The sequence below is a fragment of the Nakamurella multipartita DSM 44233 genome (genome assembly GCF_000024365.1).
Lineage (GTDB): Bacteria > Actinomycetota > Actinomycetes > Mycobacteriales > Nakamurellaceae > Nakamurella > Nakamurella multipartita.
In genome coordinates, this window is record NC_013235.1 from 3271255 (window position 1) to 3295722 (window position 24468).

Consider the following 24468-nt stretch of genomic DNA (forward strand, 5'->3'; position numbering starts at 1 on the left):
GTTGCCCCGCACCGTTTGTCGCGCCGCCCGTCGGCGCTCCCCGACCGTCCAGGAGTTCGTCATGCTCGCCTTGTGGCGCAAGATCCGGGTCACCGGCCGGGTCGCCGAGCCCGCCCCGCCGGCCCCGCCGGTCGAGCAACAGCCGCCGCGGGCCCGGGAACTGGGCGGTTCGGTCCAGCTCCGGCACGTCGACGCCGGCTCATGCAACGGCTGCGAGGTGGAGATCGGCGCCGCCTTCGGCCCGGTCTATGACGCCGAGCGGTACGGCGCCCGGTTGGTGGCCTCACCGCGGCACGCGGACGCGCTGCTGGTCACCGGCGTGGTCACCCGCAACATGGCGCAGCCGCTGCGCCGCACCTACCAGGCCGTGCCCGATCCCAAGCTGGTCGTCGCCGTCGGCGACTGTGCTCGCACCTGCGGGGTGTTCCGGGGCGCGCCGGGGGTGGCCGGGGCGGTCGGCGACATCGTGCCCGTCGACCTGGAGATCCCCGGCTGCCCGCCGCGCCCGGAGGACATCGTCGCCGGGTTGCGGAAGCTGACCGGACGATGACCGGGCTGACCGCCGGCCTGATCACCGCGCTGCTGGCCGGCGCCCTGGCCGCGCTGGCCGGGCTGATCGCTCCACGCCCGTACCGGCCCACCCTGGTCGGGATCGGTCTGGCCGTCGGCGGCCTCGCGGCGCTGGTCGCCGGCATCGCCGCGATGCAGGGGCAGACCGTCACCTGGGCCGCGCCGCACCTGCTGCCGCTGTTCGGGCTGCTGTTCACGGTCGACCCGCTGGGCGGGGTGTTCCTGGCCGTCACCGGTGGGGTGAGCGCCGCGGTCGGCCTCTACGGCATCGGCTACTGCCGCGAGCACGGGTTGGACGCCCGGGGCGTGCAGGCCGTGCTGCCGCTGTTCGTGCTGGCCATGATGCTGGTGCCGCTGGCCGCCAGCGTGGGCACGCTGCTGCTGGTCTGGGAGCTGATGGCGCTGACCTCGCTGCTGCTGGTGGTCGCCGAGCACCGCCGCCGGCCGGAGGTGGCCAGCGCCGGCCGCTGGTATGCGGTGATGACCCACCTGGGCCTGGTGGCCATCCTCATCGGCCTGCTGGTGTTCGCCGCGCACGCCGCCGACGGCTCGTTCGCGGCGCTGCGGGCGGCCGCGCCCGGCCTGTCCCCCGCCGTCGCCGGCCTGGTCTTCGTGGCCACCGGCATCGGGTTCGGCTCCAAGGCCGGCATCGTGCCGTTGCACGCCTGGCTGCCGCGGGCCCATCCCGAGGCGCCCAGCAATGTCTCGGCGCTGATGTCGGCGGCCATGGTCAACCTGGGCATCTACGGCATCGTCCGGGTCGGCTTCGACCTGCTGGCCGGCGCGGACACCGGCTGGTGGTGGCTGCTGGTGCTGGGCCTGGGCGCGGGGTCGGCCATCTACGGCATCCTGCAGGCCGCCGTCGGCACGAATCTCAAGCGTCTGCTGGGCAATTCGACGACCGAGAACATGGGGCTGGTGCTGATCGGGGTCGGCGCGGCCGGTTTCTTCGGCACCACCGGCAACCCGCCGCTGGCCGGCCTGGCCCTGGCCGCCGCCCTGCTGCACCTGGTCAACCACGCCGCGTTCAAGACGGTGCTGTTCCAGGCGGCCGGGGCCGTGGTGGCCGCCACCGGCCGGCGCGACCTGGACGACCTGGGTGGCCTGAACACCCGGATGCCGGCCACCACGACGGCCTTCGGGATCGGCGCGCTGGCCGCCTCGGCGCTGCCGCCGGGAGCCGCGTTCGTCAGCGAGTGGCTGTTGTTGCAGGCCCTGATCCACGGGTTGCCGGCGGCCGGGGTGGCGGGCGCGATCGTGCTGCCGCTGGCCGTGGCTGCGGTCGCGCTGACCGCCGGCCTGGCCGTGGCCACCTTCGTCAAGGCGTTCGGCATCGGCTTTCTGGCCAAGCCGCGCACCGTCGAGGCCGAGCGGGCCACCGAACGACCGGCCACCATGCTGGCCGGGATGGGGCTGGCCGCGACCGCCTGCGTGGCCCTGGCTCTGGCCCCCACCCTGGTGCTGCCCACCCTCGGCGCGGTTGCCGGGGCAACCGTCGGCGCCCCCGATCCGGTGCAGGTGCAGGGGTTGACCATCGAGCTGGTCGGGGTGGCCGGTTCGCTGTCCCCGCTGATGCTCACCCTGGCCCTGCTGCTGGGCATGGTGGTGGCCCTGGCCGGTGTGCGCGCCCTGGCCACCCGGCGGCAGGCCCGGGCGGCCCGGCTGTGGGATTGCGGCGGCGGCCCGCTGTCCGCCCGGATGGAGTACACGGCCACCTCGTTCGCCGAACCGTTGCAGCGGGTCTTCGACGACGTGGTCCGGGCCGAGCACGACATCGATGTCACCCACCACGATGAGGCCCGATACCTGGTGCAGCAGATCGAGTACCGACGGCGGGTGCCGGACCGGATCGAGCGGCGGCTCTACCAGCCGGTGCTGCAGGCGGTCGCCGCCTGGGGCCGGGCCGGGCGCCGGCTGTCCACCGGCAGCGTGCACCGCAGCCTCGGCTACGGCTTCGCCACACTGTGCGGCCTGCTGATCCTGCTGGTGGTGACCCGATGACGGGACTGATGGCCGGGCTGGGCTCGCTGCTGCAGGTGCTGATCGTGCTGGCCCTGTCCCCGCTGCTGATCGGGCTGATGCGCCAGGTCCGGGCCCGGCTGGAGGGCCGGGCCGGGGCCGGGGTCGGCCAGCCCTGGCGGGACCTGCGCAAGCTGATGCGCAAGCGCCCGGTGGCCCCGCAGGGCACGTCGGTGGTGTTCCGGACAGCCCCGCTGGTGCTGGTCGCCACCTGCCTGGTGGTGGCCGTGGTCGCCCCGTTCGTCACCGCCACACCGGCCCTGAGCCCGGTGTCGGACCTGTTCGCCGTGGTCGCCCTGCTCACCCTGGGCACGGTGGCGCTGGCCCTGGCCGGCATCGACACCGGGACCGCGTTCGGCGGTCTGGGGGCCAGCCGGGAGTCGACCATCATCGCGCTGGTCGAGCCGACGCTGCTGGTGGCGATCTTCGCGCTGTCGGTGCCGGTCGGGTCGACCAACCTGGGCGCGATCGTCGCATCGACGCTGGCCGATCCGGCCGGAGTGCTGTCCCCGGTGAGCCTGCTGGCGGCGGCCGCGCTGGTCGTCGTCATCATCGCCGAGACGGGCCGGCTGCCGGTCGACAACCCGTCCACGCACCTGGAACTGACGATGGTGCACGAGGCGATGATCCTGGAGTACTCGGGCCCGGACCTGGCGCTGGTCGAGCTGGCCGCGGCGATGCGGCTGACCGTCTTCCTGGGCCTGCTGGCCAACCTGTTCCTGCCCTGGGGCATCGCCACCGGCAGCGGCCCGCTGGACCTCGGGGTGGGCGTGGTCGCGTTCGTCGCCAAGGTGGCCGTGTTGGGCACGCTGCTCGCCGCCGGCGAGGTGTTCCTGGCCAAGCTGCGGCTGTTCCGGGTGCCCGAGTTGCTGGCCGGTTCCTTCGTCATGGGGCTGCTGGCCGTCGGCGCCTCGTTCTTCCTGGCGTGAGGGGTCAACGATGAACGAGAGCCTGTTCACCCAGCTGCTGAACGTCACCGTCGGCGCGATGCTGCTGTGCGCGGTGATCATCCTGTGGCGCCGGGAGCTGGCCGCCATCATCTCCGTCTTCCTGGTCCAGGGCCTGGCGCTGGCGGCGACGGTGGCGTTGCTGGCCGTCCAGCAGGCATCGGCCCAGCTCGGGGTGGTGGCGGTGCTCGTGCTGGTGCTGCGCGTCGGGGTGCTGCCCGCGCTGCTGCGCCGCACCCTGGCCCACGCCGGGCCGGGCCAGCGGGAGACCCGACCGCTGGTCAACGAGATTGCCTCGCTGCTGGTGGCCGCCGCCCTCACCATGCTGGCCTACGCGGTGGCCCAGCCGCTGGTCGCGCTGGACCCGTCACCGGCCACGCACGCCATCCCGGCCGCCCTGGCGGTGGCCCTGATCGGCTTTTTCGTCCTGGTCACCCGCCGGCTGGCGCTGTCCCAGCTCGTCGGATTCCTGTTGCTGGACAACGGCATCACCGCCGTCGGGGTGCTGACCACGGCCGAGCTCGGACTGGTGGTCGAGCTGGGCATCTCGCTGGACGTGCTGCTGGTGGTGCTGGTGCTGCAGGTGCTCAAGACCCGCATCCGGCAGGCCTTCGGTCGCACCGACATCGACGAGCTGCGGGAGTTGCACGACTGATGACCGAGTTGCTCAACGCTGCCCTGGTGCTGGCCCCGATCGTCGTCCCGTTGCTGGCCGCGGGGGCCGGCCTGCTGGTGCGCGGGCGGCCCGGCGCCGCCTGGGTGGCCACGGCCGGGGCGGCCGGGATGCTGGCGGCCGCACTCGCCCTGGCCGTGACGGTGACGGCAGCCACGACGGCGACGGCGACGACACAGGCGGGTCCCGTCACCGCGCTCGGCGGGCTGCTCGCGGCGGACGCGCTGAGCGCGTTCATGCTCGTCGTGATCGGCGCGGTCGCGCTGATCGCGGCCCTGGCCACCCCCGGACACCTGCGGGTGGAGCTGGCCGCCGGACGCATCGACGCGACCACCCGCACCCGGCATCTGGCCCTGGTCCAGCTGTTCCTGGCGGCCATGGCGCTGGCGGTGCTGGCCGCCGGGCTCGGCCTGCTGTGGGTGGCCGTCGAGCTGACCACGGTGGTGACGGCCTTCCTGGTCGGACAGGGCCGGGGCCGGCGCGCGGCCGAGGCGGCCTGGAAGTACGTGATCATCTGTTCTACCGGCATCGCCCTGGCCCTGCTGGGCACCTTCCTGCTCAACGCGGCCGCCGAACGGGCCGGGGCGAGCCTGGACTGGCTCAGCCTGACCGCGGCCGGACCCGACCTGGATCCCGGCGTCACCCGGATCGCGGTGGTGCTGCTGGTGCTCGGGTTCGGCACCAAGGCCGGCCTGGCGCCGATGCACGCCTGGCTGCCGGACGCGCACTCGCAGGCGCCGGCTCCGGTGTCGGCATTGATGTCGGGGGTGCTGATCAGCGTCGCGTTCTACGCCGTGCTGCGGGTCAAGGTGGTCGCCGACCTGGCCCTGGGACCCGACTTCACCCGCGCGCTGCTGATCGTGCTCGCCCTGGCCTCGATCGCGCTGGCAGCGTCGCTGCTGATCGCGCAGCGCGATTACAAGCGGATGCTGGCCTACTCGAGCATCGAGAACATGGCCCTGCTGGCCCTGGGCGCGGCCATCGGCAGCCCGCTGGCCATCGCCGCGGTGCTGCTGCACATCCTCGGGCACGGGCTGGTCAAGAGCGGCCTGTTCGTCGCCGCCGGCCGGATCCTGCAGCTGACCGGCACCAGCCGGATCGACCACGTCCGCGGCCTGGTCGCCCGGGAACCGGTGCTGGGCTGGTGTTTCGGGCTCGGCATCCTGGCCATCGTCGCGTTCCCGCCGTTCAGCCTGTTCGCCAGCGAGCTGGGCATCGCCCGCGCCGGGTTCGCCGCCGGGCTGGGCTGGGTCACCGCGGCCGCGCTGCTGCTGGTGCTGGTCTGCGCGGCTGCGCTGATCGGGCACACCAGCCGGATGCTGCTGGGCGCGCCGGCCGCCACCGCCAACGGGGCTCCGGCCACCACCGCCGACGGCGCGCCGTCCGTCCCGTCGGCGGCCACCCCGGTGGCCAGCCCCGGGGCCGAGAGTGCCCTGGTCACGGCGGTGCCCGTGCGGGCGAACCGGCGGCTGGGGGCCGACCGCTGGGTGCTGATCGGCGCCCTGGCCGCGGCCGCCGTCGTGGGCATCACCCTGGGACCCCTGGACACCCTGCTCGCGCAGGCCGCCGCGATCGTCGCCGGGAGCACGCCATGACCAGCACCCACCACCCCGGACCGGTCGAACTGAGCGCCGGCGAGCTGATCCCGACCGCACAGTCCCTGCTCGGCCAGGGCTACCGGATCGCGCTGATGGCCGGGCACGACGACCCGGCCGAACGGGGCGGCACGCTGCGGGTGGTCTACGTGTTCACCCGGGCCGGCACCGATCAGCGCGTCGAGCTGACCCTGCGCTGCGACCCGGCCGACCCGCACCTGCCCAGCCTGGCCGGGCTCTCGTTCCCGGCCGGCCGCTTCGAACGGGAGATCCGTGATCTGTTCGGCATCGTCCCGGACGGTCACCCGATGCCCAGCCGGCTGGTCCGGCACTTCCATTGGCCCCGCGGCTGGCATCCCATGCGCCGCGACGCCGGGCCGCCGCCGCCGTTCGGCGACGTCGACGGGCCGTACCCGTTCCGCACCGTCGAGGGGCCCGGGGTCTACGAGATCCCGGTCGGGCCGGTCCACGCCGGGATGATCGGGCCCGGTCACTTCCGGTTCTCCGTGGTCGGCGAGACGGTGCTGAACCTCAAGGCGCGGCTGTGGTTCGTGCACCGCGGCCTCGAGAAGCTGTTCGCCGGCCGTGCGGTCGCGGCCGGCGTCGAACTGGCCGAGCGGGTCAGCGGCGACACCACGGTCGGGCACGCGCTGGCCTACGTCCGCGCGGTCGAGGACGCGTCCGGCGTGACCCTGGATCCGGCCGCCCAACGGATCCGGGCGATCCTGCTGGAACTGGAACGGCTCTACAACCACATCGGCGACATCGGCGCCCTGGCCAACGATGTCGGCCACGGCATCCTGAACAACCACGCGCTGCGGATCCGCGAGCGGCTGCTGCGGATCAACGATGCCGTCACCGGGCACCGGCTGATGCGCGGGGCGATCGTGGTCGGCGGCGTCCGGGTCCGCGTCCTGCCCGACGCCGGCGAGCTCGCGGCGGTCGCGGCCGACTGCGCCGAGGTCGTCGACCTGGCCCTGGGGCACAGCGTGGTGCGCGACCGGTTCACCGGGACGGCCATGCTCAGCCATCGGCAGGCCGTCGACCTGGGCACCCTCGGGTATGTGGCCCGGGCCAGCGGGGTGGCGGTCGATGCCCGCTTCGACCATCCGGTGCCCGGCCTGGTCTACGACCCGGCCGAGCGCCTGAGCACCCACCCGACCGACGGAGACGTGGCGTCCCGCTTCCTGGTCCGGGCCCAGGAGATCCAGTCGTCGGTCCGGATGATCGCCGCGCTGGCCGGCCAGGTGGACACCACCGCCCCACGTGAGGTGGGCGGCTCGACCAGCAGCGCCGCCGGCGTGCGCGCCGGGGTGGGCATCGTCGAGGGGTGGCGCGGGACGATCGTGCACCGCGTCGAACTGGACGCCGACGGCCGGCTGACCCGGGTCCGGATCGTCGACCCGTCGTTCTTCAACTGGCCGGCCCTGCCGCTGGCCATGGCGGACACGATCGTCCCCGACTTCCCGCTGGCCAACAAGAGTTTCAACCTGTCCTACGCCGGCAACGACCTGTAGCGATTGCATCGTTGCTGCAACCCTGCTCCGCCCGTCCACCGGCGGGCAGGCTGACCGGGTCGGAACCGGAAAACGCGCCCCGGGGGGCGCGAGTGGGAGAGGTGGTTGCCATGACAGGCGCGAACGCACCGTCATCGGCCGAGTCGTCGGGTTCGGCCAGCGAGATGGCGGCGGCCGCCCAGCAGTACGGGCTCGGCCGCGGCCGGGTGCGGGCCAACGGCCTGGAGTTCGAGTACCTGGAAGCCGGCAGCGGCCCCCTGGCCCTGTGCCTGCACGGCTTCCCGGACAGCCCGTTCACCTACCGGCATCTGCTCACCGACCTGGCCGACGCGGGCTTTCATGCCGTCGCGCCATTCATCCGTGGCTTCGCCCCGACCGAGTTGCCGCCGCTGCGGACCTGGGTGCACACCTCGGTGATGGTGGCCGATCAGATCGCCCTGGCCCAGGCCCTCGGCGGCGGACCGGATGCCCTGCTGGTCGCCCACGACTGGAACGCCGTCGCGGCCTGGGGCGCGCTGGGCCGGGCGCCGGAGCTGTGGGGCCGCGCGGTCATCATCAACATCCCGCCGTTCGACATCTTCGCCGAGAACCTGGGCACCTACGCGCAGATCAAGAAGAGCTTCTACTTCTGGTACTTCCAGATGCAGTCGGTCATCGAGGACCGCATCCGGCAGGACGACTTCCGGTTCATCCAGGACATCTGGGGTGACTGGTCCCCCGGCTATCAGGCCGACGAGGACATGGTGCACATCCGCCGGGCCCTGGGCGACCCCGATCACCTGCGCGCGGCTCTGGGCTACTACTGGGGCCAGTTCGACCCGCCCCGCTTCGGCTCCCCCGCCTGGGCGGCCGAGCAGGAAGCGGCCTGGGGCGGCGGCGCCCCGCAGCCGGTGCTGTACCTGCACGGCACCAACGACGGCTGCCACGGGGTGACCCAGGAGCAGGTCGAGCGGGTGCTGCAGTACGCCGGGCCGGGTTCGGATTCGGAGCTGATCGACGGTGTCGGCCACTTCATGCTGGTGGAGCGGCCGGCCGAGATCAACCAGCGCATCCTGGACTGGCTCAAGCGGACCGGCTGACCCGGCCGGACTTCTGCCCTCGCCGGCAACGAGGCAGGATGGATGCCGTCCCCTCACCGTGGAGCAAAGGACGGCCCACCCGATGACCTCGGCGAACCGCGGCGACCCGGCGGTCTGCGCCGTCCGCCGGGACACCGATCTGCGCCGCCACGCCCGGCTGCTGCATGGCGTGCACGAGGCCATGCTCGACGGCTCCGCCCCACCCGGCGCGGCCCGGGGCGTCGTGCAGCGGTCGTGGCGGCGGATGCGCGCGGCCGGCCGGGACGCCGACCGGATCGGCCGGGTCGAGCACGCCGACGGGTCGGTGGTCGAACAGCGCCGGCAGGACTCGCCGCTGGCCCTGGTGATCGACGTGCTGCGGGACAGCCTGGTCTCGGTGGCCGAGGAGGCCGGTTACCTGATGGTGGTCACCGACGCCGACGGCATGGTGCTCTGGCGGGCCGGCAGCCCGGTGATCCGGCGCCGCGCCGACGCGGTCGGGTTCGCCGACGGGGCGCTGTGGACCGAGCGGACCGTCGGCACCAACGCCATCGGCACGGCCTTGGTCGAGCAGTCGGCGGTGCAGCTGTTCTCGGCCGAGCACTACGCCCGAACGCTGCATTCCTGGACCTGCACGGCCAGCCCGCTGCACGATCCGCGGTCCGGGGCGCTGCTCGGCGTGGTCAACCTCTCCGGCGACGCCGCCGACACCCATCCGGAGACGGTCGCCCTGGTTCGGACCGCGGTTCGGTTCGCTCAGGCCGAGCTCTGGCGGCACCGGGAGGCGCGGCTCAATGCGCTGCGGACGATCGCCGGTTCGACGCTGGCCCGGGTGCGCGGCCCGGCGATGCTGGTCGATCCGGACGGGTGGATCGCGGCGGTGAACGGGATCGCCGCCACCGGGCGGGTGGCGGTTCCCGAGTCCGGGCTGCCGTCCGTGGTCGCCGGCCTCGGTCGGTGCACACCCGAACCGGTCTCCGGGGGCTGGTTGCTGCGCGCCGATCCGCAGGGCGCCGAACCGATGGTCCGCCTTCGGCTCGACCGGTCACGGACCCCGGTCGAGGCCGTGCTGCAGGGCATCGATGCCAGCCAACCCTGGCGGTACCCGCTGACCCCGCGGCACGCCCAGTTACTCACGCTGCTCATCGAATCGGGGGCCGGCGGTCTGACGGCCGCCCAGTTGTCGGCGGCGGTCTACGGCGACGTCCAGCACGAGGTGGCCGTGCGCGCCGAGGTGTCGCGGCTCCGGCGCCGGCTGGGCGGCGTGCTGATCACGGGCCCCTACCGGATCGCCCCTAATGTGGCCGTCCAGATGGTCGGCTGATCGGCCGGAACACCCGCGTGGCGGGTGGGCGATGACCACCGCGACGATCACCCGCGACCGCCACGCCGGGGCGATCCCGGCCGCGCGCTGACCAGTGCAGCAGGTCCTGGGCGGTCCCGCCGGCGGACGCCGGACGAGCGGCTCGGGCCGGACCGGCCTCCGGGTCCGGCTCGTCGAGACCGGCCCGGATCAGCCCGATCACCGACCCGCACCGCCGGCGCCCGCGCCGGTCCGGTCGTGCCGTGGACCAGTCGTTCGCGTCAGACCAGCCGGGCCGCCTTGCGCCGGGCCTTCGCCGCGGCGGCCGCCGTGTCCGGGTCGGCCGTCGCCGCTCGCGGCGTCCGACCGTTCGTCCCGGCCGTCGCTCCCGCGCCCTTGACCGCGGCCGCGCCCTTGACCGCGGATGCGGTCTTCGCGGCCGGTGCGGTCTTGACCGCCGACGGGGTCGCGGTGAGCGCCTTGGCCCCGGCCTTCCCGGTGGCCCGTCCGTTCGTACCGCCGTTCGTGCTGCTGCCGGTGCCGTCGACCGCATGCAACCGGCGGCGCCGGGTCACCGCGGCCCGGCCTTCCAGGATCGGCGCCAGGAACTGCCCGGTGAACGACTCGGGGTTCGCCGCCACCTGCTCCGGAGTGCCCTCGGCGATGACCAGCCCGCCGCCGGACCCGCCCTCGGGTCCCATGTCGATCAGATGGTCGGCCGACTTGATCACGTCGAGGTTGTGCTCGATGACGATCACCGTGTTGCCCTTGTCGACCAGCCCGTTGATCACCCCCAGCAACTTCTCGACGTCGGCGAAGTGCAGGCCGGTGGTCGGCTCGTCCAACACGTAGACGGTCCGCCCGGTGGACCGCTTCTGCAGCTCGGCGGCCAGCTTGACCCGCTGCGCCTCGCCGCCGGACAGCGTCGGCGCCGGTTGACCGAGCCGGACGTAGCCCAGCCCCACGTCGACCAGCGTCTTGAGGTGCCGGTGGATCGGGCCGATGGCCTGGAAGAACTCCTCGGCCTCCTCGATGGTGGTGTCCAGCACCTCGGCGATGTTCTTGCCCTTGTAGTGCACCTCGAGGGTCTCCCGGTTGAACCGGGCGCCCTTGCACACCTCGCACGGCACGTAGATGTCGGGCAGGAAGTTCATCTCGATCTTGAGGGTGCCGTCGCCGGCGCACGCCTCGCAGCGACCACCCTTGACGTTGAACGAGAACCGTCCCGGCTGGTACCCGCGGACCTTGGCCTCGGTGGTCGAGGCGAACAACTTGCGGATGTGGTCGAACATGCCGGTGTAGGTGGCCGGGTTGGACCGCGGGGTGCGGCCGATCGGCGACTGGTCGACGCCGACCACCTTGTCCACCTGGTCGACCCCGGTGACCCGGGTGTGCCGGCCGGGCACCATCCGGGCGCCGTTGATCCGGTTGGCCAGCACCGCGTGCAGGATGTCGTTGACCAGCGTCGATTTGCCCGAGCCGGACACCCCGGTGACCGCGATCAGCGTGCCCAGCGGGAAGTCGACGGTGACCTCGCGCAGGTTGTTCTCCCGCGCCCCGACCACGGTCAGCTTGCGTTTGCGGTCGACCGCCCGCCGCACCAGCGGCACCTCGATCTCCCGGCGCCCGGAGATGAACGCCCCGGTGATCGACTCGGTGGACTTCTCCATCTCCTCCACCGTGCCGGAGACCACGACCTTGCCGCCGTGCTCACCCGCGCCCGGCCCGATGTCGACGACCCAGTCGGCGGTGCGGATGGTGTCCTCGTCGTGCTCGACCACGATCAGGGTGTTGCCCAGATCGCGCAGCCGGGTCAGCGTCTGGATCAACCGGTGGTTGTCCCGCTGGTGCAGGCCGATGGACGGCTCGTCCAGCACGTACAGCACGCCGACCAGGCCGGACCCGATCTGGGTGGCCAGCCGGATCCGCTGCGCCTCCCCACCGGAGAGGGTGGCGGCGGGCCGATCCAGGGACAGGTAGTCCAGACCGACGTCGAGCAGGAAGCCGAGCCGGGCGTTGACCTCCTTGAGCACCCGCTCGGCGATCATCGTGTCCCGCTCGGACAGCACCAGCCCGGGGAAGAACGCGGCCGCGTCCTTGATCGACAGGGCGGCCAGCTCGGCGATGTTGAGCCGGCCCCGGTCGCCGTGTTGCAGGGTGACGGCCAGGATCTCGGGCTTGAGCCGGGTGCCGTGGCAGACCGGGCACGGCACCTCCCGCATGTAGCCCTCGTACTTCTCCCGGGCGAAGTCCGAATCGGTCTGCGCGGCCCGCCGCTCCAGGAACGGGATGACGCCCTCGAACTCGGCGTAATACGAGCGCTGCCGGTTGTACCGGTTGCGGTAGGTGACGTGCACCTGCTGGTCCGAGCCGTGCAGGATCGCCTTGCGGGCGACCGCCGGCAGCCGGTCCCACGGGGTGTCCATGGAAAAGCCCAGCCCGGTGGCCAGTCCCTGCAGCAGCCGACCGAAGTACTCGCTCGTGGTCCCGCCGGCCCAGGGCGCGATCGCCCCCTCGGCCAGGCTGGCCGCGCCGTCGGGCACGACCAGCTCGGGGTCGACCTCCTTGCGGGTGCCCAGTCCGGTGCACTCGGGGCAGGCCCCGAACGGCGAGTTGAACGAGAACGACCGCGGTTCCAACTCGTCGATGGCCAGGGGATGGTCGTTCGGGCAGGCCAGCCGCTCGGAGTAACGGCGCTCGCGGTGCTCGTCGCCCTCGTCCAGGTCGACGAACTCCAGGATGACCACACCGTCGGCCAGGCCCAGCCCGGTCTCCACCGAGTCGGTGATCCGCTGCTTGGCCGTGGGGCGGTTGACCAACCGGTCGATGACCACCTCGATGGAGTGCTTCTCCTGCTTCTTGAGCTTGGGCGGCTCGGCCAGCGCATGCACCACGCCGTCGATCCGGGCCCGGGCATAGCCCTTGGCCTGCAGTTCGGCGAACAGGTCCGCGTACTCGCCCTTGCGCTCGCGGACCACCGGGGCAAGCACCTGGAACCGGGTGCCCTCGGCCATCTCCAGCACCCGGTCGACGATCTGCTGCGGGGTCTGCTTGGAGATCGGCTCACCGCAGATCGGGCAGTGCGGGTGACCGATCCGCGCGTACAACAGCCGCAGGTAGTCGTAGATCTCGGTGATCGTGCCGACGGTGGACCGCGGGTTGCGGGAGGTCGACTTCTGGTCGATGGACACCGCCGGGGACAGGCCCTCGATGAAGTCCACGTCCGGCTTGTCCATCTGGCCCAGGAACTGGCGGGCGTAGGAGGACAGCGATTCGACGTAGCGGCGTTGACCCTCCGCGAAGATCGTGTCGAAGGCGAGCGACGACTTGCCCGACCCCGAGAGGCCGGTGAAGACGACGAGGGAGTCCCGGGGTAGGGAGATATCGACGTTCCGCAAGTTGTGCTCGCGGGCGCCGCGCACGATGAGGTGGTCAATCACGCAGTTCATGCTAGGCGTGGTGTCCGACAGTCCTGATTGCCTCACTGTTTGCGCAGGTCGGCGCACTTCGGCGGGCTGGCGTCGGACCCGGCTGGCAGGGTGTGGCCCATGAACTCCGACGAACCCGTCCGCTGGGCCCTGGCCGGCTACGGCGCCGGTGGCCGCACCTTTCATGCCCCGTTGATCCGATCGGCGGCCGGGTTGGACCTGGTCGCGGTGGTGACCGGGTCACCGGATCGGCAGGCGCAGGTGCGCGCCGACGACCCGGCCGCGACCACCGTGCCCGCCCTCGAGGAGCTGCCGGCTCTTGGGGTCGTGGGCGTCACCATCACCACGCCCAGCGCCACCCACGCGCCACTGGCCCACCAGGCCCTGGACCTGGGGTTGCACGTCGTGGTGGACAAACCGTTCGCGTTGAACGGCGCGGCCGCGGCCGAGTTGGTGGCGCACGCCGAGCGGGCCGGCCGGGTCCTGGTGCCCTACCAGAACCGCCGCTGGGACAGCGACCTGCTCACCCTGCTCCGGTTGCTGGAGGACGGCGAACTCGGCCGGGTGCACCGCTTCGTCTCTCGCATCGATCGGTTCCGGCCGGTCAAGTCCAGCTGGCACGGGGCCGGCGCCGAGCAGGGCGGCGGGGTCCTGCTGGACCTCGGTCCGCACCTGGTCGATCAGGCCACCCACCTGTTCGGCCCGGTCCGCTCGGTGCACGCCGAATTGCAGACCATCCGTCCCGGCGCGGGTGCCGAGGACGAAGTCGAACTGCATCTGGAGCACGTCGGCGGCGTGCACTCGACCCTGGCGGCCGGTCTGGCCAGTGCCGCCCCGGGCCCGCGGCTGCAGGTCAACGGCGACCGGGGCGGGTTCGTCATCGACGGGTTCGACATCCAGGAGGAGCAGCTCAAGGCCGGGCACACCCCGGCCGGCCTGGGTCAGGAGTGGGGCGTGGAGCCGGAATCGGCGTGGGGCCGGCTCTACACCGCGGACGGCCATCGGGTGGTGCCCAGCGAACGTGGCGCCTGGGACAGCTACTACCCGGCCGTGGCCCGATCGGTGCGGGGCCAGGCTCCCCCGCCGGTGGACGCCCGCGACGCCGTGCGCACCGCCCGCATCCTCGACGCCGCGCGGGAGTCGGCAGCCCGGGGCGCGGTCGTGCCGATCCCCGAGACCGGCTGAGGGCGGACCGTGGCCGTGGCCGACCCCCGGATCGGCGACCGCGGGAGCCGGGGGTGGCCTGCGGCGCAGCCGGTACCCCGGGTCGATCGGGAGCAAGCGGGCAGGGGCGAGAATCAGCGACATGACTTCTGACGTGCAAGCGGCTATCGGCGCACTCCGGGACGCGACCGGCCGGCTCGAGGCGGCGGTGGCGCGGTACCGGCAGCAGCAGGGCCTGGAGGCCTTCGCGGCTCCCTCCCGCCTGCCCGGGTGGACGATCGGGCACGTCGTGACCCACCTGGCCCGCAACGCGGACGGCCTGCGGCGGGTGCTGGTCGCCGCCCGGATCGGCCAGTTGATGACCCCGTACGACTCCCCGCAGGCCCGTGAGCAGGACATCGAGCGGGGCGCGACCCGCAGCACCGACACCATCGCCGTCGACCTCGTCACCGCGGACCAGCATCTGGCCGAGACGATCGACGCGTTCCCGCACACCGCCTGGGCGGCCACGGTCGATCTGGGCCGGGGCGGACCGGCCGCCGCCGAGTTCGTGCTGGCCCACCGGCTGGCCGAGGTCGAGTTCCATCACGACGACCTGGGCATCGATCCGGGACTGGATCTGCTCACCGCGCCGCAGGCGGCCGGCCTGCTGGTCGCGTTACAGGGCTCCTACGTCCGCACCCGGGACGTGCCGCCGCTGACCCTGGCCCCGGACGACGCCGCGCGGATCGAGATCGGTGGGGGCGGACCGGTCATCGCCGGGCCGGCGCTGGATCTGGTGCGCTGGTTGGCCGGCCGGGGCCAGGCGGAGGTGCGGGGTGACGAGCCGCTGCCGGTCCTACCGCCCTGGTGACCACCGATCGAGCCGGGTGTTCCCTTCGCGAGGCGTGGCCGGGTTGCCTACGGTGGCGGCATGACTGCACCCGACTACACCGGACATGTCGACGCCAAGGGCGATCCGTCGACCCGCGACCTGCCGGACATCACCGTCACCAAGCTGTCCGTCGGTCCGATCGACAACAACGCCTATCTGCTGGTGTGCAAGCACACCGGTGAGGGCGTGCTGATCGACGCCGCCAACGATGCCGACCGGATCCTGACCCTGCTGACGGCGACCAGTGCCCCCACCCCGTTGCGCACGGTGATCACTACCCATCAGCATTGGGATCACCACGTGGCCCTGCCCGTGGTGGTCACGGCGACCGGTGCCCGCACCGCGGCCGGCGTGCCGGACGCGCCGGCCCTGCCCGTCACCGTCGATCAGCCGTTGGACCACGGGGACACCGTGGCCCTGGGCGACTGCACGCTGGAGATCATCGCGCTGCGGGGGCACACCCCCGGCTCGGTGGCCGTGCTGTACCGGGATCCGAAGGGTCACGGCCACCTGTTCACGGGTGACTCGCTCTTTCCGGGCGGGCCCGGAAAGACGAACAGCCCGCAGGACTTCACCTCGTTGATGGACGATCTGGAGAGCCGGGTGTTCGGCCAGTTGCCCGACGACACCTGGGTCTACCCCGGTCACGGCGACGACACCACGCTGGGCCGCGAGCGGGCCAGCCTGCCGCAGTGGCGGGCCCGCGGCTGGTAGCGCCCGGCTGACCGAACCGGCCCGCCTCACCCGGCGAGGACGGCCGGTTCGGTCGGCAACTCCACCGGCCGGGCGCCGGCCCGGCGGGCGGTCGCCCGCAACCCGACGAACGCGGCCACGGCACCGGCCGCGACCAGCGCGGCGGCCAGGAACAGACCGGTCCGGTAGCCGCCCAGGAACGCGTCGACCGGCGCCTGCCCGGCCGCCAGCAGGGTGGCCTGCCGCGCGGTCAGCACGGCCCCGATCACCGTGATGCCGAGCAGCCCGGCGACCTCGCGGCTGGCGTTGAAGATCCCGGAGGCCACGCCCGCCTCGCCGCGGGGCATCGCGTCGAGCACGCTGGCGGTCAGCGGGACGGTCAGCCCGCCGCCGATCCCGATCACCGCGAAGGCCGGCATCAACGACCAGAATCCGGCGTCCGCACCGAGCAGGCTGACCGAGGCGATGCCCGCGGCCATCATCAGCATGGCCACCGGGACCACCCGACCCGCGCCGATCCGGTGCGAGACCCGTTCGGAGATCACGGCTCCCGCGGCCATCAGCAGGGCCATCGGCACGAACGCGGCGCCGGCCTCGGTCGGGCTGAAACCCAGCACCCCCTGCAGGTACAGGGAGGTGAAGAAGTAGATGCCGAACAGGCCGAAGGCCCACATCATCAGGGCCACGATGCCCCCGGTGAACACCCGCTCGCGGAACAGCGACATCGCCACCATCGGCTCGGTGGAGCGGCGCTCCACCAGCACGAACGCCACCCCGAGGGCGGCGGCCACCGCGAAGCAGCCCAGGATCATCGGCGAGGTCCAGCCGCGGTCGTGGCCTTCGATCAGCGCGAAGGTCAGTGCGAACAGGGCGGCCGAGGACGTCAGCATGCCGGGCACGTCGAAGCGTCGCGGCGAGGTCGCATCCCGCGACTCGGCGATGACGGTGGCGCCGAGCACCAGGGTCACCACGCCGACCGGCACGTTGACCAGGAAGATCCAGCCCCAGCTCAGGTACTCCGAGAGCACCCCGCCCAGGAGCGGACCGACGGCCAGCGCCAGGGCGCCGACGGCGCTCCACAACCCGACCGCGGCGGCCCGCGGCCGACCTTCGGCGAACGTGGCGGAGATGATCGCCAGGGTGGTCGGCGTCAGCAGGGCGGCGCCCAGTCCCTGGACGGTGCGGGCGCCGACCAGCACGTCGACCGAGCCGGCCAGCCCGGCGGCCAGCGAGGCCACGGTGAAGATCGACAGGCCGATCAGGAACACCCGCTTGCGGCCCCAGACGTCGGCCAGCCGGCCCCCGGCCAGCAGCAACCCGGCGAAGACCAGGATGTACGAGCTGACGATCCACTCCATCCCCGAGGTCGTCAGGTGCAGGTCACGCTCGATCGCCGGGATGGCGACGTTGACGATGTTGTTGTCCAGATAGCTCATGAACGTGGCCAGCGAGACCGCCAGCAACGTCAGTCGAGATCGATTCATCGCTCCTCCTTTACGCCGTACATCTACGCTGTATAGGTAACCCTTTACGGTGTAGAGTTGTCAACATGGTGTTGCCGACGAAATCCCGGACCGCCGGTCCCCGGGCCGCTTCGACCGAGTCGGGACCGGCGCTGTCCCGGGAGGCGGTCATCGATCACGCGCTCGACCTGGCCGACCGCGAGGGATTGGCCGCCGTGTCCATCCGGCGGATCGCGCAGGACTTCGGCGTGACCCCGATGGCCCTGTACTGGCACGTCAAGAACAAGGACGAACTGCTGGCCGCGATGGGCGAACGCATCGTGGACTCGGTCGAGCTGCCCGAGCTGGCCGGCGACGGCGGATTGCAGCGGTTGCGTCCGCTGCTCGAGCGCCTGGTCGGCGCGCTGGCCCGGCACCCGGCGAGCACACCCCTGGTGCAGGCCCGGATCCTGCACTGCGACACCGGCCGGACACTGACCGAGCAGGCGTTGACGATCCTGGCCGACGCCGGTTTCGACACCCGGCGGCGCGCGGAACTGTCCCGGGCCGCGCTGCAGTCGGTGGTCATGCTGGTGGTCGGCGCGCCGGGTGCGGAGATCGACGTCCCCGAGGTGGAACGCCAGGCCATGCGGGAGCGCAAGCAGCAGATGCTGGCCGGCCTGCCGGTGGACCGCTATCCCCTGCTCATCGACAGCGCCGCGGCCATGTTCGACTGCGACCCGGCGACGTACTACGCCGACGGCATCGAGCTGTTTCTGGCCGGCGTCACCGCCCTGGCCGCTCGCCGGGAGCACCGGCCGGCCTGAGCCGGCCCGCCCGACCGGCGGTGTGACCCATCCCGCCTGGACATCGTCGGCGGCTGCTCCTAATGTAGTTAGCGTCGTTAACTACTTGGAAGGCCCACCATGGATTACCCCTCCGGTGCGGGCACCGTCCCCGCCGTCACCGATACCCCCGCACCCACCGACCCGGCGCCGGCCCCGGCCAGGACCGGCCAGCCGATCGCCGTCTGGGTGCTGGCCTTCGCGGCCATGGTCTCGTTCATGGGCATCGGGCTGGTCGATCCGATCCTCAAGTCGATCGCGGCCAACCTGGACGCCACCCCCAGTGAGGTCTCGCTGCTGTTCACCAGCTACCTGCTGGTCACCGCGATCGCGATGCTGATCACCTCGTTCGTCTCCAGCCGCTTCGGTGGCCGGACCACGCTGATGGCCGGGCTCGTCATCATCATCGTGTTCACCACCCTGGCCGGAACGTCCGATTCGGTCGCCGCGCTCGTCGGCTGGCGGGCCGGCTGGGGTCTGGGCAATGCCCTGTTCATCGCCACCGCACTGGCCGCGATCATCGCCGTCGCCCGGGGCGGCGCCGAGAAGGCCGTCACGCTCTACGAAGCCGCGCTGGGCGTCGGCATCTCGGTCGGGCCGCTGGTCGGCGCGCTGCTGGGCACCGTCAACTGGCGGGCCCCGTTCTTCGGCGTGGCCGTGTTGATGGGCATCGCCCTGCTGGCCATCTCGCTGTTCCTGAAGGACAAGGTCACGGTCACCCACCGAATCCGGCCGGCCGACCCATTGCGCGCGCTGGGGCACGGTGGCCTGCTGGTATTGGGCATTGCCGCCCTGCTCTACAACGGCGGCTTCTTCGCGGTGCTGGCCTTCACCCCGTTCACGTTGCCCTACAGCGCTTTCGGGATCGGCTTCCTGTTCTTCGGGTGGGGCGTCCTGCTGGGCCTGTGCGCCGTCTGGGGCGCACCGTGGATGCACCGCCGGTTCGGGCTGACCAACGCGTTCATCATCACCCTGGGCGTGTTCACCGCGATCCTGGTCGCATTGGCCTTGACCGTCGACAACCACGTCGCCGTCACCGTGTTGGTGATCGCGTGCGGCGCCCCGCTGGGCGTGCTGAACACGCTGTTCACCGAGTCGGCGATGAACGTCTCCCCCGTCCCGCGCCCGGTCGCCTCGGCCGGTTACAACTTCGTCCGGTTCCTGGGGGCGGCCGCCTCGCCGTGGATCTGCGGCAAGCTCGGCGAGGAGGTCGGCCTGTCGGCCCCGTTCTGGTTCGGTGGCGCCTGCGTCATCGGCGGACTGCTGATGATCGCGGTCTTCGGCCGCCGGCACCTGGCCGCGATCAACGCCCGGCACTGACCGCACCCGGTCAACGGCGACCGGTCACCGCGCCCCCGGCGGAGGCGGGCATCAGCACCGCTTCGACGAACGGGACCAGCAAGATCGCCCCCAGCAGCACGAACGCCACCCGGTACGGGGTGCCCGGATCGTCGGCCAGGCCCAGTGCCTGGCCGACCGGGTCGCCGAGCCGGACCAGCAGCGCGCCCACCGCGATGCCCAGCCCCGCGCCGAGTTCCTGCAGCGTGGCGTGCAGCGTGTTGGCGTGGGTCATCCGGTCCGCCGGCACGTCGGCGAAGGCCACGCTGTTGTAGGCCGAGAAACCGACCGACCGGAAGACACCGCTGACCGCGAGCACGACGACGATGACGGTCAGCGGCGTCGTCGCCTGCAGCAGGCCCATCGCCAGCAGGCAGGCGATGGACAGGGCCAGCGCGATCAGCAGCACCGTGCGGATGCCCAATGCCCGCATCAGCGGCGTGGTCAGCGGTTTGATGCCCACGTTGCCGGCGAACAGGGCGATGACAATGCCGCCGGCCTGCGCGGCCGACCAGCCGAAGCCGACCTGGAAGAACAGTGGCAGCAGGAACGGGATCGCACTGATCACCAGCCGGAAGACGGTGCCGCCGGCCACCGCCGCGCGCAAGCTGTGGATCTTCAGGGTGCGCAGGTCCAGCAACGGGTGCCGGGCGCGCAGCAGGTAGCCGACGTCGGCGGCCAGCACCAGGAGCGCGGTGCCCAGCGCGATGGCGACGAATGCGATGTTCGGCCCGGTACCGATCTGTCCGGTGCCGATGCCTTCCAAGCCGATGACCAGCGCGGCCACCCCGGCGGCGGTGAGCAGGAAGCCCCGCCAGTCCAACCGGCGCGGTTGGTCGGCCCGCACGTCCGGCACCAGCCGCAGGGCCAGGAACAGCCCGACCAGCCCGAGCGGCACGTTGATCAGGAAGATCCAGTGCCAGGATGCGAACTCCGACAGCAGCCCGCCCAGCGGTGGCGCCAGCACCGGCGCGACCAGGGCCGGCCAGGTCAGGTAGGCGATCGCCTTGATCAGCTCGGACTTGTCGGTGCTGCGCAGCACGACCAGCCGGCCGACCGGCACCATCATCGCCCCGCCGATGCCCTGGAACACCCGGGCCACGGTCAGCACGCCCAGGGTGGGCGCGGCGGCGCAGCCCACCGAGGCGATCGTGAAGATGGTGATGGCCAGGCAGAAGACGGCCCGGGCGCCGAACCGGTCGGCCAGCCACCCGCTGGCCGGGATCAGGATCGCCACGGTCAGCAGGTAGGCCGTCATCGCGACGTTGATCTGCACCGGGGTGACGCCGAAGTCGGCGGCGATCGACGGCGCGGCCGGCGCGATGATCGTCGCGTCCAGGTTCTCCATGAAGAACGCGCCGGCCACCAGGACGGCCAACGCCCGGGAGAAGCCCGGCCCGGACCGGCCCGCAGGCGGGGGCCCGTTCTGCCGACCTGTCACCCGGATACCTTGCCCGGGGCATCGCAGCGGACCAAATCCGGCCGTCCGGTTCCGCCGTACGATGAACTGATCGGGCGCCACGCGTCGACGGAGACTGCATCCGCCGGCCGACCCCGGATTCGGGGAGTGGACATGGCATTGTCGGACGGCGAACAGCGCCGGTTGGACGAAATTGCGCGCGGGCTGGCCCTGGAAGATCCCACGTTCGCCCAACGGGTCACCAACAGTGGCCTGCGCCGCCCGCGGCTGGTGGCCGCGCTCGCGATCTTCGTGATGGGCATGGTCGCGCTCATCACCGGACTCGTCCTGACCGACGCGAACCTGGTCTTCGGCCTGGTCATCGTCGGCGCCGGGTTGGCGGCAATGGGCACCGCGGTGGTCCTCGTCGTGCGCGAACGCGCCCGACTGTAAAGCAAGGCCACCAGCCACGGCGGTCATGGAAGAGCGCCTGCGCCCCACCCCTGACCGCCCGGAGGGGTCGGCACTGAGTGGTAGGCGAGGCGCTCATTCCCGCCGCTTCAGCTGGCCCCGGCGATGACCGACGACCTCTGCAGCGGAAGGTTTTCATCGTGTCGCGTTGTCGACCGCGGCCGCTACACCCCTGAGGGGGTGCAGATCGGGACCGTCACCGCCCTCACTGCTGCGGGCGGCCCCAGATGGAGGCGCCCTGCCAGTCGACGGCGACGACCGGCTCGTCGCCGACGACCCAGGCATCGTGACCCGGCGGCAGCGTGGTCACCTCACCAGCGGCCGTATCGAGCTCGGTGCCGTCCTGCATGATCACGTGCATCCGCCCGGACAGCTGATATTGCTGGTGGGGAGCCAGGCACAGGTCGGTGCCGGCCACCGGCTTGACATCGACGGACCATTTCCAGCCCGGCTGGATGGTCAGCCGCCCGACCTGGGCCCCGCGGGCCAGATTCAGCAGTTCCAGTCGCCACCGGTCGCCGCCACGCACCTCGTCCGGTCGGTCAAAACTCAGGTGCTCCAGCGGCTGCGTCATGGCCGGCTCCCGCCGCGACCGGCGCCGGCCGGCGAGACCAGCCAGGGCTGGTGCAGGTCCAGGAACGAGACGTTGTCCATCAGCTCGCCGTTCAAGGCCCGAGCCATCTCTTCGGGGGGTGGCGCGCTCTCCCCCTTCCTTGCCTCGGCCTCCGAGGTGAAGTACACCGTCTCGACGAATGCCCCGTCACCGTGCAGCGCAACGGTTGCCCCGATGATCTCCGGACGCAGCCGATGCATCTCGTCGGTGTAGCGCTGCATCAGCTCACGCATCCGGTCGGCATCGCTCGTGTGACCCTCCATCACCTGCACGAATCCGGCGTCGTCCGAGCCACCCTGCATCCACACGTCGACCTGCGGGCAGTCGAAGAACGTCACCGGCCCGTCGAAGCACGTCTCGGTCTGCGACCACCAGGCCGCCTGCTCGGGGCGCGCACTGTTGCGCCGAGCGGCCTCGGCCGAGTCGAACCGCACGGTCGCGACGAACATGCCGTCGTCGGTGATCCCCCCGGTGGTGCCCAGCCAGCCGGTGGCACCGGGCTGCAGGTCGCGGCCCCATCGGTCCATCGCCGCCCGCACACCCTCGGCGTCGGCCACCTTGCCCTGAATCACCTGGATGAACACTTCCGCTTCCTCCCAACGCATCGCTTCGGAGGGCGGGGACCGATCGGCCTCGTCCGGCAACCTCCCGCCGGAGGCGTCATTCATCACTTTTGTCCATATTTGCCGCACGGGCAAGAGGCTCGCCGGCCGACCCATGACAGGTGTCATGCCGGATCGATGACAGCCGCCGCATCCGCCGGCCCCCCGCCCGGCCGAAGCTTGGCTCATGTCCACCACCACCCCCCAGGCGCCGGACGGCGCCGCGGTCCGGCTGACCGGGCTGCACAAGCATTTCGGGGACGTCCACGCCGTGCGCGGGGTCGACCTGCTGATCGCCCCGGGCGAGGTCGTCGCGTTCCTGGGCCCGAACGGCGCCGGCAAGTCCACCACCATCGACATGCTGCTCGGGCTGACCCGACCCGACGCCGGCACCGTGCGGATCTTCGGTTCCGACCCGGTCGCCGCGGTCCAGGCCGGACGGGTCGGCGCCATGCTGCAGGCCGGTGCGCTGCTGCCGGACGTCACCGTCCGCGAACTGGTCACCATGTTCGCCGGTTTGCACCGGAACCCGATGCCGCCGGCACGGGCGATAGAGATGGCCGGCGTCACCGACATCGCCGGGCAGAAGACGCAGAAACTCTCCGGCGGGCAGGCGCAGCGGGTGCGCTTCGCCCTGGCCCTGGTGCCCGACCCGGACCTGCTGGTGCTCGACGAGCCCACCGCGGCGATGGATGTCGAGGTACGGCGGGCGTTCTGGGCGTCGATGCGGGAGTTCACCGCCGGTGGCCGCACGGTGCTGTTCGCCACGCACTACCTGCAGGAGGCCGACCAGTTCGCCGACCGGGTGGTCGTGCTGGCCCGCGGGGTCCTCGTCGCCGACGGCACCGGCGCCCAGATCAAGTCGACGGTGGCCGGCCGCACCATCTCGGCCGTCGTCGACGGGTCCGCTACCGAGTCACTCGGCGCGCTCCCGGGAGTGCTCGGCACCGAGCGGCAGGGCGCCCGGACCTTGTTGCACTGCAACGACTCCGACACTGCCCTGCGGGCCTTGCTGGCGGCCTATCCGCAGGCCCACGACATCGAGATCGCCGCCGGCAATCTCGAGGACGCCTTCCTCGAACTCGTCGCCACATCCCGGCAGGAGGCCGCCCGATGAGCACCGCTACCACCACCCCCCGCGCCCCCCGGACCGGGGCGATGACCGCCCGCTACGCCCTGATGTCCACCCGGTTGGCGTTCCGCAACGTCCGCTTCCTGGTGCTGACCGTCGCCCTGCCGCTGTTGCTGTTCCTGCTGTACGCCAACCTGTATCAGGGTCAGGACGCCGGTGACGGGCTCAGCGTCGTGGCCTACCTGATGGTCTCGATGGCCTCGTTCGGCTGCATCGGCGCCGCGATCAACACCGGCGCCCGGATCGCGATCGAACGCCAGGTCGGCTGGAACCGACAGCTGCGGCTGACCGCGCTGCCCGCCCATTCGTACCTGGTGGCCAAGGCGGTCGTGTCGATGCTGGTCACGCTGCCGGCCCTGCTGCTGGTGTTCCTGGCCGGCGCGACGATCGGCGGCGTGCAGCTCAGTGCCGCCCAGTGGGTGGAAACCGGGGTGGCGGTGTGGCTGGGGCTGATCCCGTTCGCCGTGCTCGGACTGGTCATCGGCTTCGCCGGCACCGTCGATACGGTGCAGCCCATCTCGATGATCACCTACCTTGGCCTGTCCATCCTGGGCGGCCTGTGGTTCCCGGTCGACCAGTTCCCCACCTTCCTGCAGGACGTCGCCAAGGTGACCCCGTCCTACTGGCTGGGCGAGCTTGGCCGCACCGTGCTGGCCGGGCAGGGCGTCCCGATGACCGCGGTCGCCGTGCTGGCCGCGTGGACCGTGGTGCTAAGCCTGGTCGGGATCTGGTCCTACCGGCGCAGCGGCGCGAAGGTCTGACCGTGCCCCCGACCGCCCTGCGGC

At 72.1% G+C, this 24468-nt stretch carries 20 protein-coding genes and 1 pseudogene; 16 read left to right on the top strand and 5 right to left on the bottom strand.

Annotated elements, in window-relative coordinates:
* Positions 1–61 precede the first annotated feature (61 nt).
* The 8 genes from NAMU_RS14725 (at position 62) to NAMU_RS14760 (ending at position 9703) form a co-directional block, all read left to right on the top strand.
* The gene (locus tag NAMU_RS14725) at positions 62–550 is read left to right on the top strand and encodes an NADH-quinone oxidoreductase subunit B family protein (RefSeq protein WP_015748194.1); all 489 of its coding nucleotides are present in this window, start codon (positions 62–64) and stop codon (positions 548–550) included.
* Positions 547–2571, top strand: coding sequence for a proton-conducting transporter transmembrane domain-containing protein (locus NAMU_RS14730; protein WP_015748195.1), 2025 nt, complete (start codon positions 547–549; stop codon positions 2569–2571). The genes NAMU_RS14725 and NAMU_RS14730 overlap by 4 nt, the downstream gene beginning before the upstream one ends.
* Entirely contained in the window at positions 2568–3518 is a 951-nt protein-coding gene (locus NAMU_RS14735) for a respiratory chain complex I subunit 1 family protein (RefSeq protein ID WP_015748196.1), read from the top strand. Before NAMU_RS14730 ends, NAMU_RS14735 begins: the two co-directional genes overlap by 4 nt.
* Before the next feature lie 10 nt (positions 3519–3528).
* Complete coding sequence (locus tag NAMU_RS14740) at positions 3529–4191, top strand: hypothetical protein (protein ID WP_015748197.1); 663 nt, start codon at positions 3529–3531, stop codon at positions 4189–4191.
* The gene (locus NAMU_RS14745) at positions 4191–5804 is read left to right on the top strand and encodes a proton-conducting transporter transmembrane domain-containing protein (RefSeq protein ID WP_015748198.1); all 1614 of its coding nucleotides are present in this window, start codon (positions 4191–4193) and stop codon (positions 5802–5804) included. Before NAMU_RS14740 ends, NAMU_RS14745 begins: the two co-directional genes overlap by 1 nt.
* Positions 5801–7321, top strand: a complete 1521-nt coding sequence (locus tag NAMU_RS14750; RefSeq protein WP_015748199.1) for a hydrogenase large subunit — start codon at positions 5801–5803, stop codon at positions 7319–7321. The genes NAMU_RS14745 and NAMU_RS14750 overlap by 4 nt, the downstream gene beginning before the upstream one ends.
* A 110-nt stretch (positions 7322–7431) precedes the next feature.
* Positions 7432–8400, top strand: coding sequence for an alpha/beta fold hydrolase (locus tag NAMU_RS14755; RefSeq protein ID WP_015748200.1), 969 nt, complete (start codon positions 7432–7434; stop codon positions 8398–8400).
* Positions 8401–8482: 82 nt separating this feature from the next.
* The gene (locus NAMU_RS14760) at positions 8483–9703 is read left to right on the top strand and encodes a helix-turn-helix domain-containing protein (RefSeq protein WP_015748201.1); all 1221 of its coding nucleotides are present in this window, start codon (positions 8483–8485) and stop codon (positions 9701–9703) included.
* Positions 9704–10245: 542 nt separating this feature from the next.
* Here NAMU_RS14760 and uvrA read toward each other — a convergent pair.
* Positions 10246–13122 (bottom strand): annotated as a pseudogene (gene uvrA / locus NAMU_RS14765) (excinuclease ABC subunit UvrA); the annotation flags it as partial.
* A gap of 108 nt (positions 13123–13230) precedes the next feature.
* Between uvrA and NAMU_RS14770 the strand changes: the two are divergent.
* From NAMU_RS14770 to NAMU_RS14780, 3 genes are all read left to right on the top strand, one after another.
* On the top strand, positions 13231–14295 hold the full coding sequence (locus NAMU_RS14770; protein WP_015748203.1) for a Gfo/Idh/MocA family protein: 1065 nt from the start codon (positions 13231–13233) through the stop codon (positions 14293–14295).
* A 121-nt stretch (positions 14296–14416) separates the two neighbouring features.
* Positions 14417–15127 carry a maleylpyruvate isomerase N-terminal domain-containing protein gene (locus NAMU_RS14775; protein WP_015748204.1) on the top strand — a complete coding sequence of 237 codons (711 nt, stop codon included), beginning with the start codon at positions 14417–14419 and terminating at the stop codon, positions 15125–15127.
* Between the two features lie 60 nt (positions 15128–15187).
* The gene (locus tag NAMU_RS14780) at positions 15188–15862 is read left to right on the top strand and encodes an MBL fold metallo-hydrolase (RefSeq protein WP_015748205.1); all 675 of its coding nucleotides are present in this window, start codon (positions 15188–15190) and stop codon (positions 15860–15862) included.
* A gap of 26 nt (positions 15863–15888) precedes the next feature.
* Here the strand turns inward: NAMU_RS14780 and NAMU_RS14785 are convergent, their stop codons facing one another.
* Positions 15889–17325 (bottom strand): MFS transporter, encoded by a 1437-nt coding sequence (locus tag NAMU_RS14785; RefSeq protein ID WP_015748206.1) that lies wholly within the window; start codon positions 17323–17325, stop codon positions 15889–15891.
* A gap of 65 nt (positions 17326–17390) precedes the next feature.
* Between NAMU_RS14785 and NAMU_RS14790 the strand changes: the two genes are divergently transcribed.
* Positions 17391–18110 (top strand): TetR/AcrR family transcriptional regulator, encoded by a 720-nt coding sequence (locus NAMU_RS14790; RefSeq protein WP_015748207.1) that lies wholly within the window; start codon positions 17391–17393, stop codon positions 18108–18110.
* Positions 18111–18209: 99 nt separating this feature from the next.
* The gene (locus NAMU_RS14795) at positions 18210–19448 is read left to right on the top strand and encodes an MFS transporter (protein ID WP_015748208.1); all 1239 of its coding nucleotides are present in this window, start codon (positions 18210–18212) and stop codon (positions 19446–19448) included.
* 10 nt (positions 19449–19458) lie between these two features.
* Here NAMU_RS14795 and NAMU_RS14800 read toward each other — a convergent pair whose 3' ends face one another.
* A complete protein-coding gene (locus tag NAMU_RS14800) occupies positions 19459–20907 on the bottom strand; it encodes an MFS transporter (RefSeq protein WP_015748209.1) in 1449 nt (482 codons plus the stop codon).
* A 132-nt stretch (positions 20908–21039) separates the two neighbouring features.
* On the opposite strand from NAMU_RS14800, the gene NAMU_RS14805 reads away from it, so the two are divergent.
* On the top strand, positions 21040–21318 hold the full coding sequence (locus NAMU_RS14805) for a DUF3040 domain-containing protein (protein WP_015748210.1): 279 nt from the start codon (positions 21040–21042) through the stop codon (positions 21316–21318).
* Positions 21319–21541: 223 nt separating this feature from the next.
* Here NAMU_RS14805 and NAMU_RS14810 read toward each other — a convergent pair whose 3' ends face one another.
* Positions 21542–21910 carry a cupin domain-containing protein gene (locus NAMU_RS14810; protein ID WP_015748211.1) on the bottom strand — a complete coding sequence of 123 codons (369 nt, stop codon included), beginning with the start codon at positions 21908–21910 and terminating at the stop codon, positions 21542–21544.
* Entirely contained in the window at positions 21907–22533 is a 627-nt protein-coding gene (locus NAMU_RS14815; RefSeq protein WP_015748212.1) for a hypothetical protein, read from the bottom strand. Before NAMU_RS14815 ends, NAMU_RS14810 begins: the two co-directional genes overlap by 4 nt.
* Positions 22534–22738: 205 nt before the next feature.
* On the opposite strand from NAMU_RS14815, the gene NAMU_RS14820 reads away from it, so the two are divergent.
* Positions 22739–23668, top strand: coding sequence for an ABC transporter ATP-binding protein (locus tag NAMU_RS14820; protein ID WP_015748213.1), 930 nt, complete (start codon positions 22739–22741; stop codon positions 23666–23668).
* Positions 23665–24444 (top strand): ABC transporter permease, encoded by a 780-nt coding sequence (locus tag NAMU_RS14825; RefSeq protein ID WP_015748214.1) that lies wholly within the window; start codon positions 23665–23667, stop codon positions 24442–24444. The genes NAMU_RS14820 and NAMU_RS14825 overlap by 4 nt, the downstream gene beginning before the upstream one ends.
* The last annotated feature ends 24 nt before the right edge of the window (positions 24445–24468 follow it).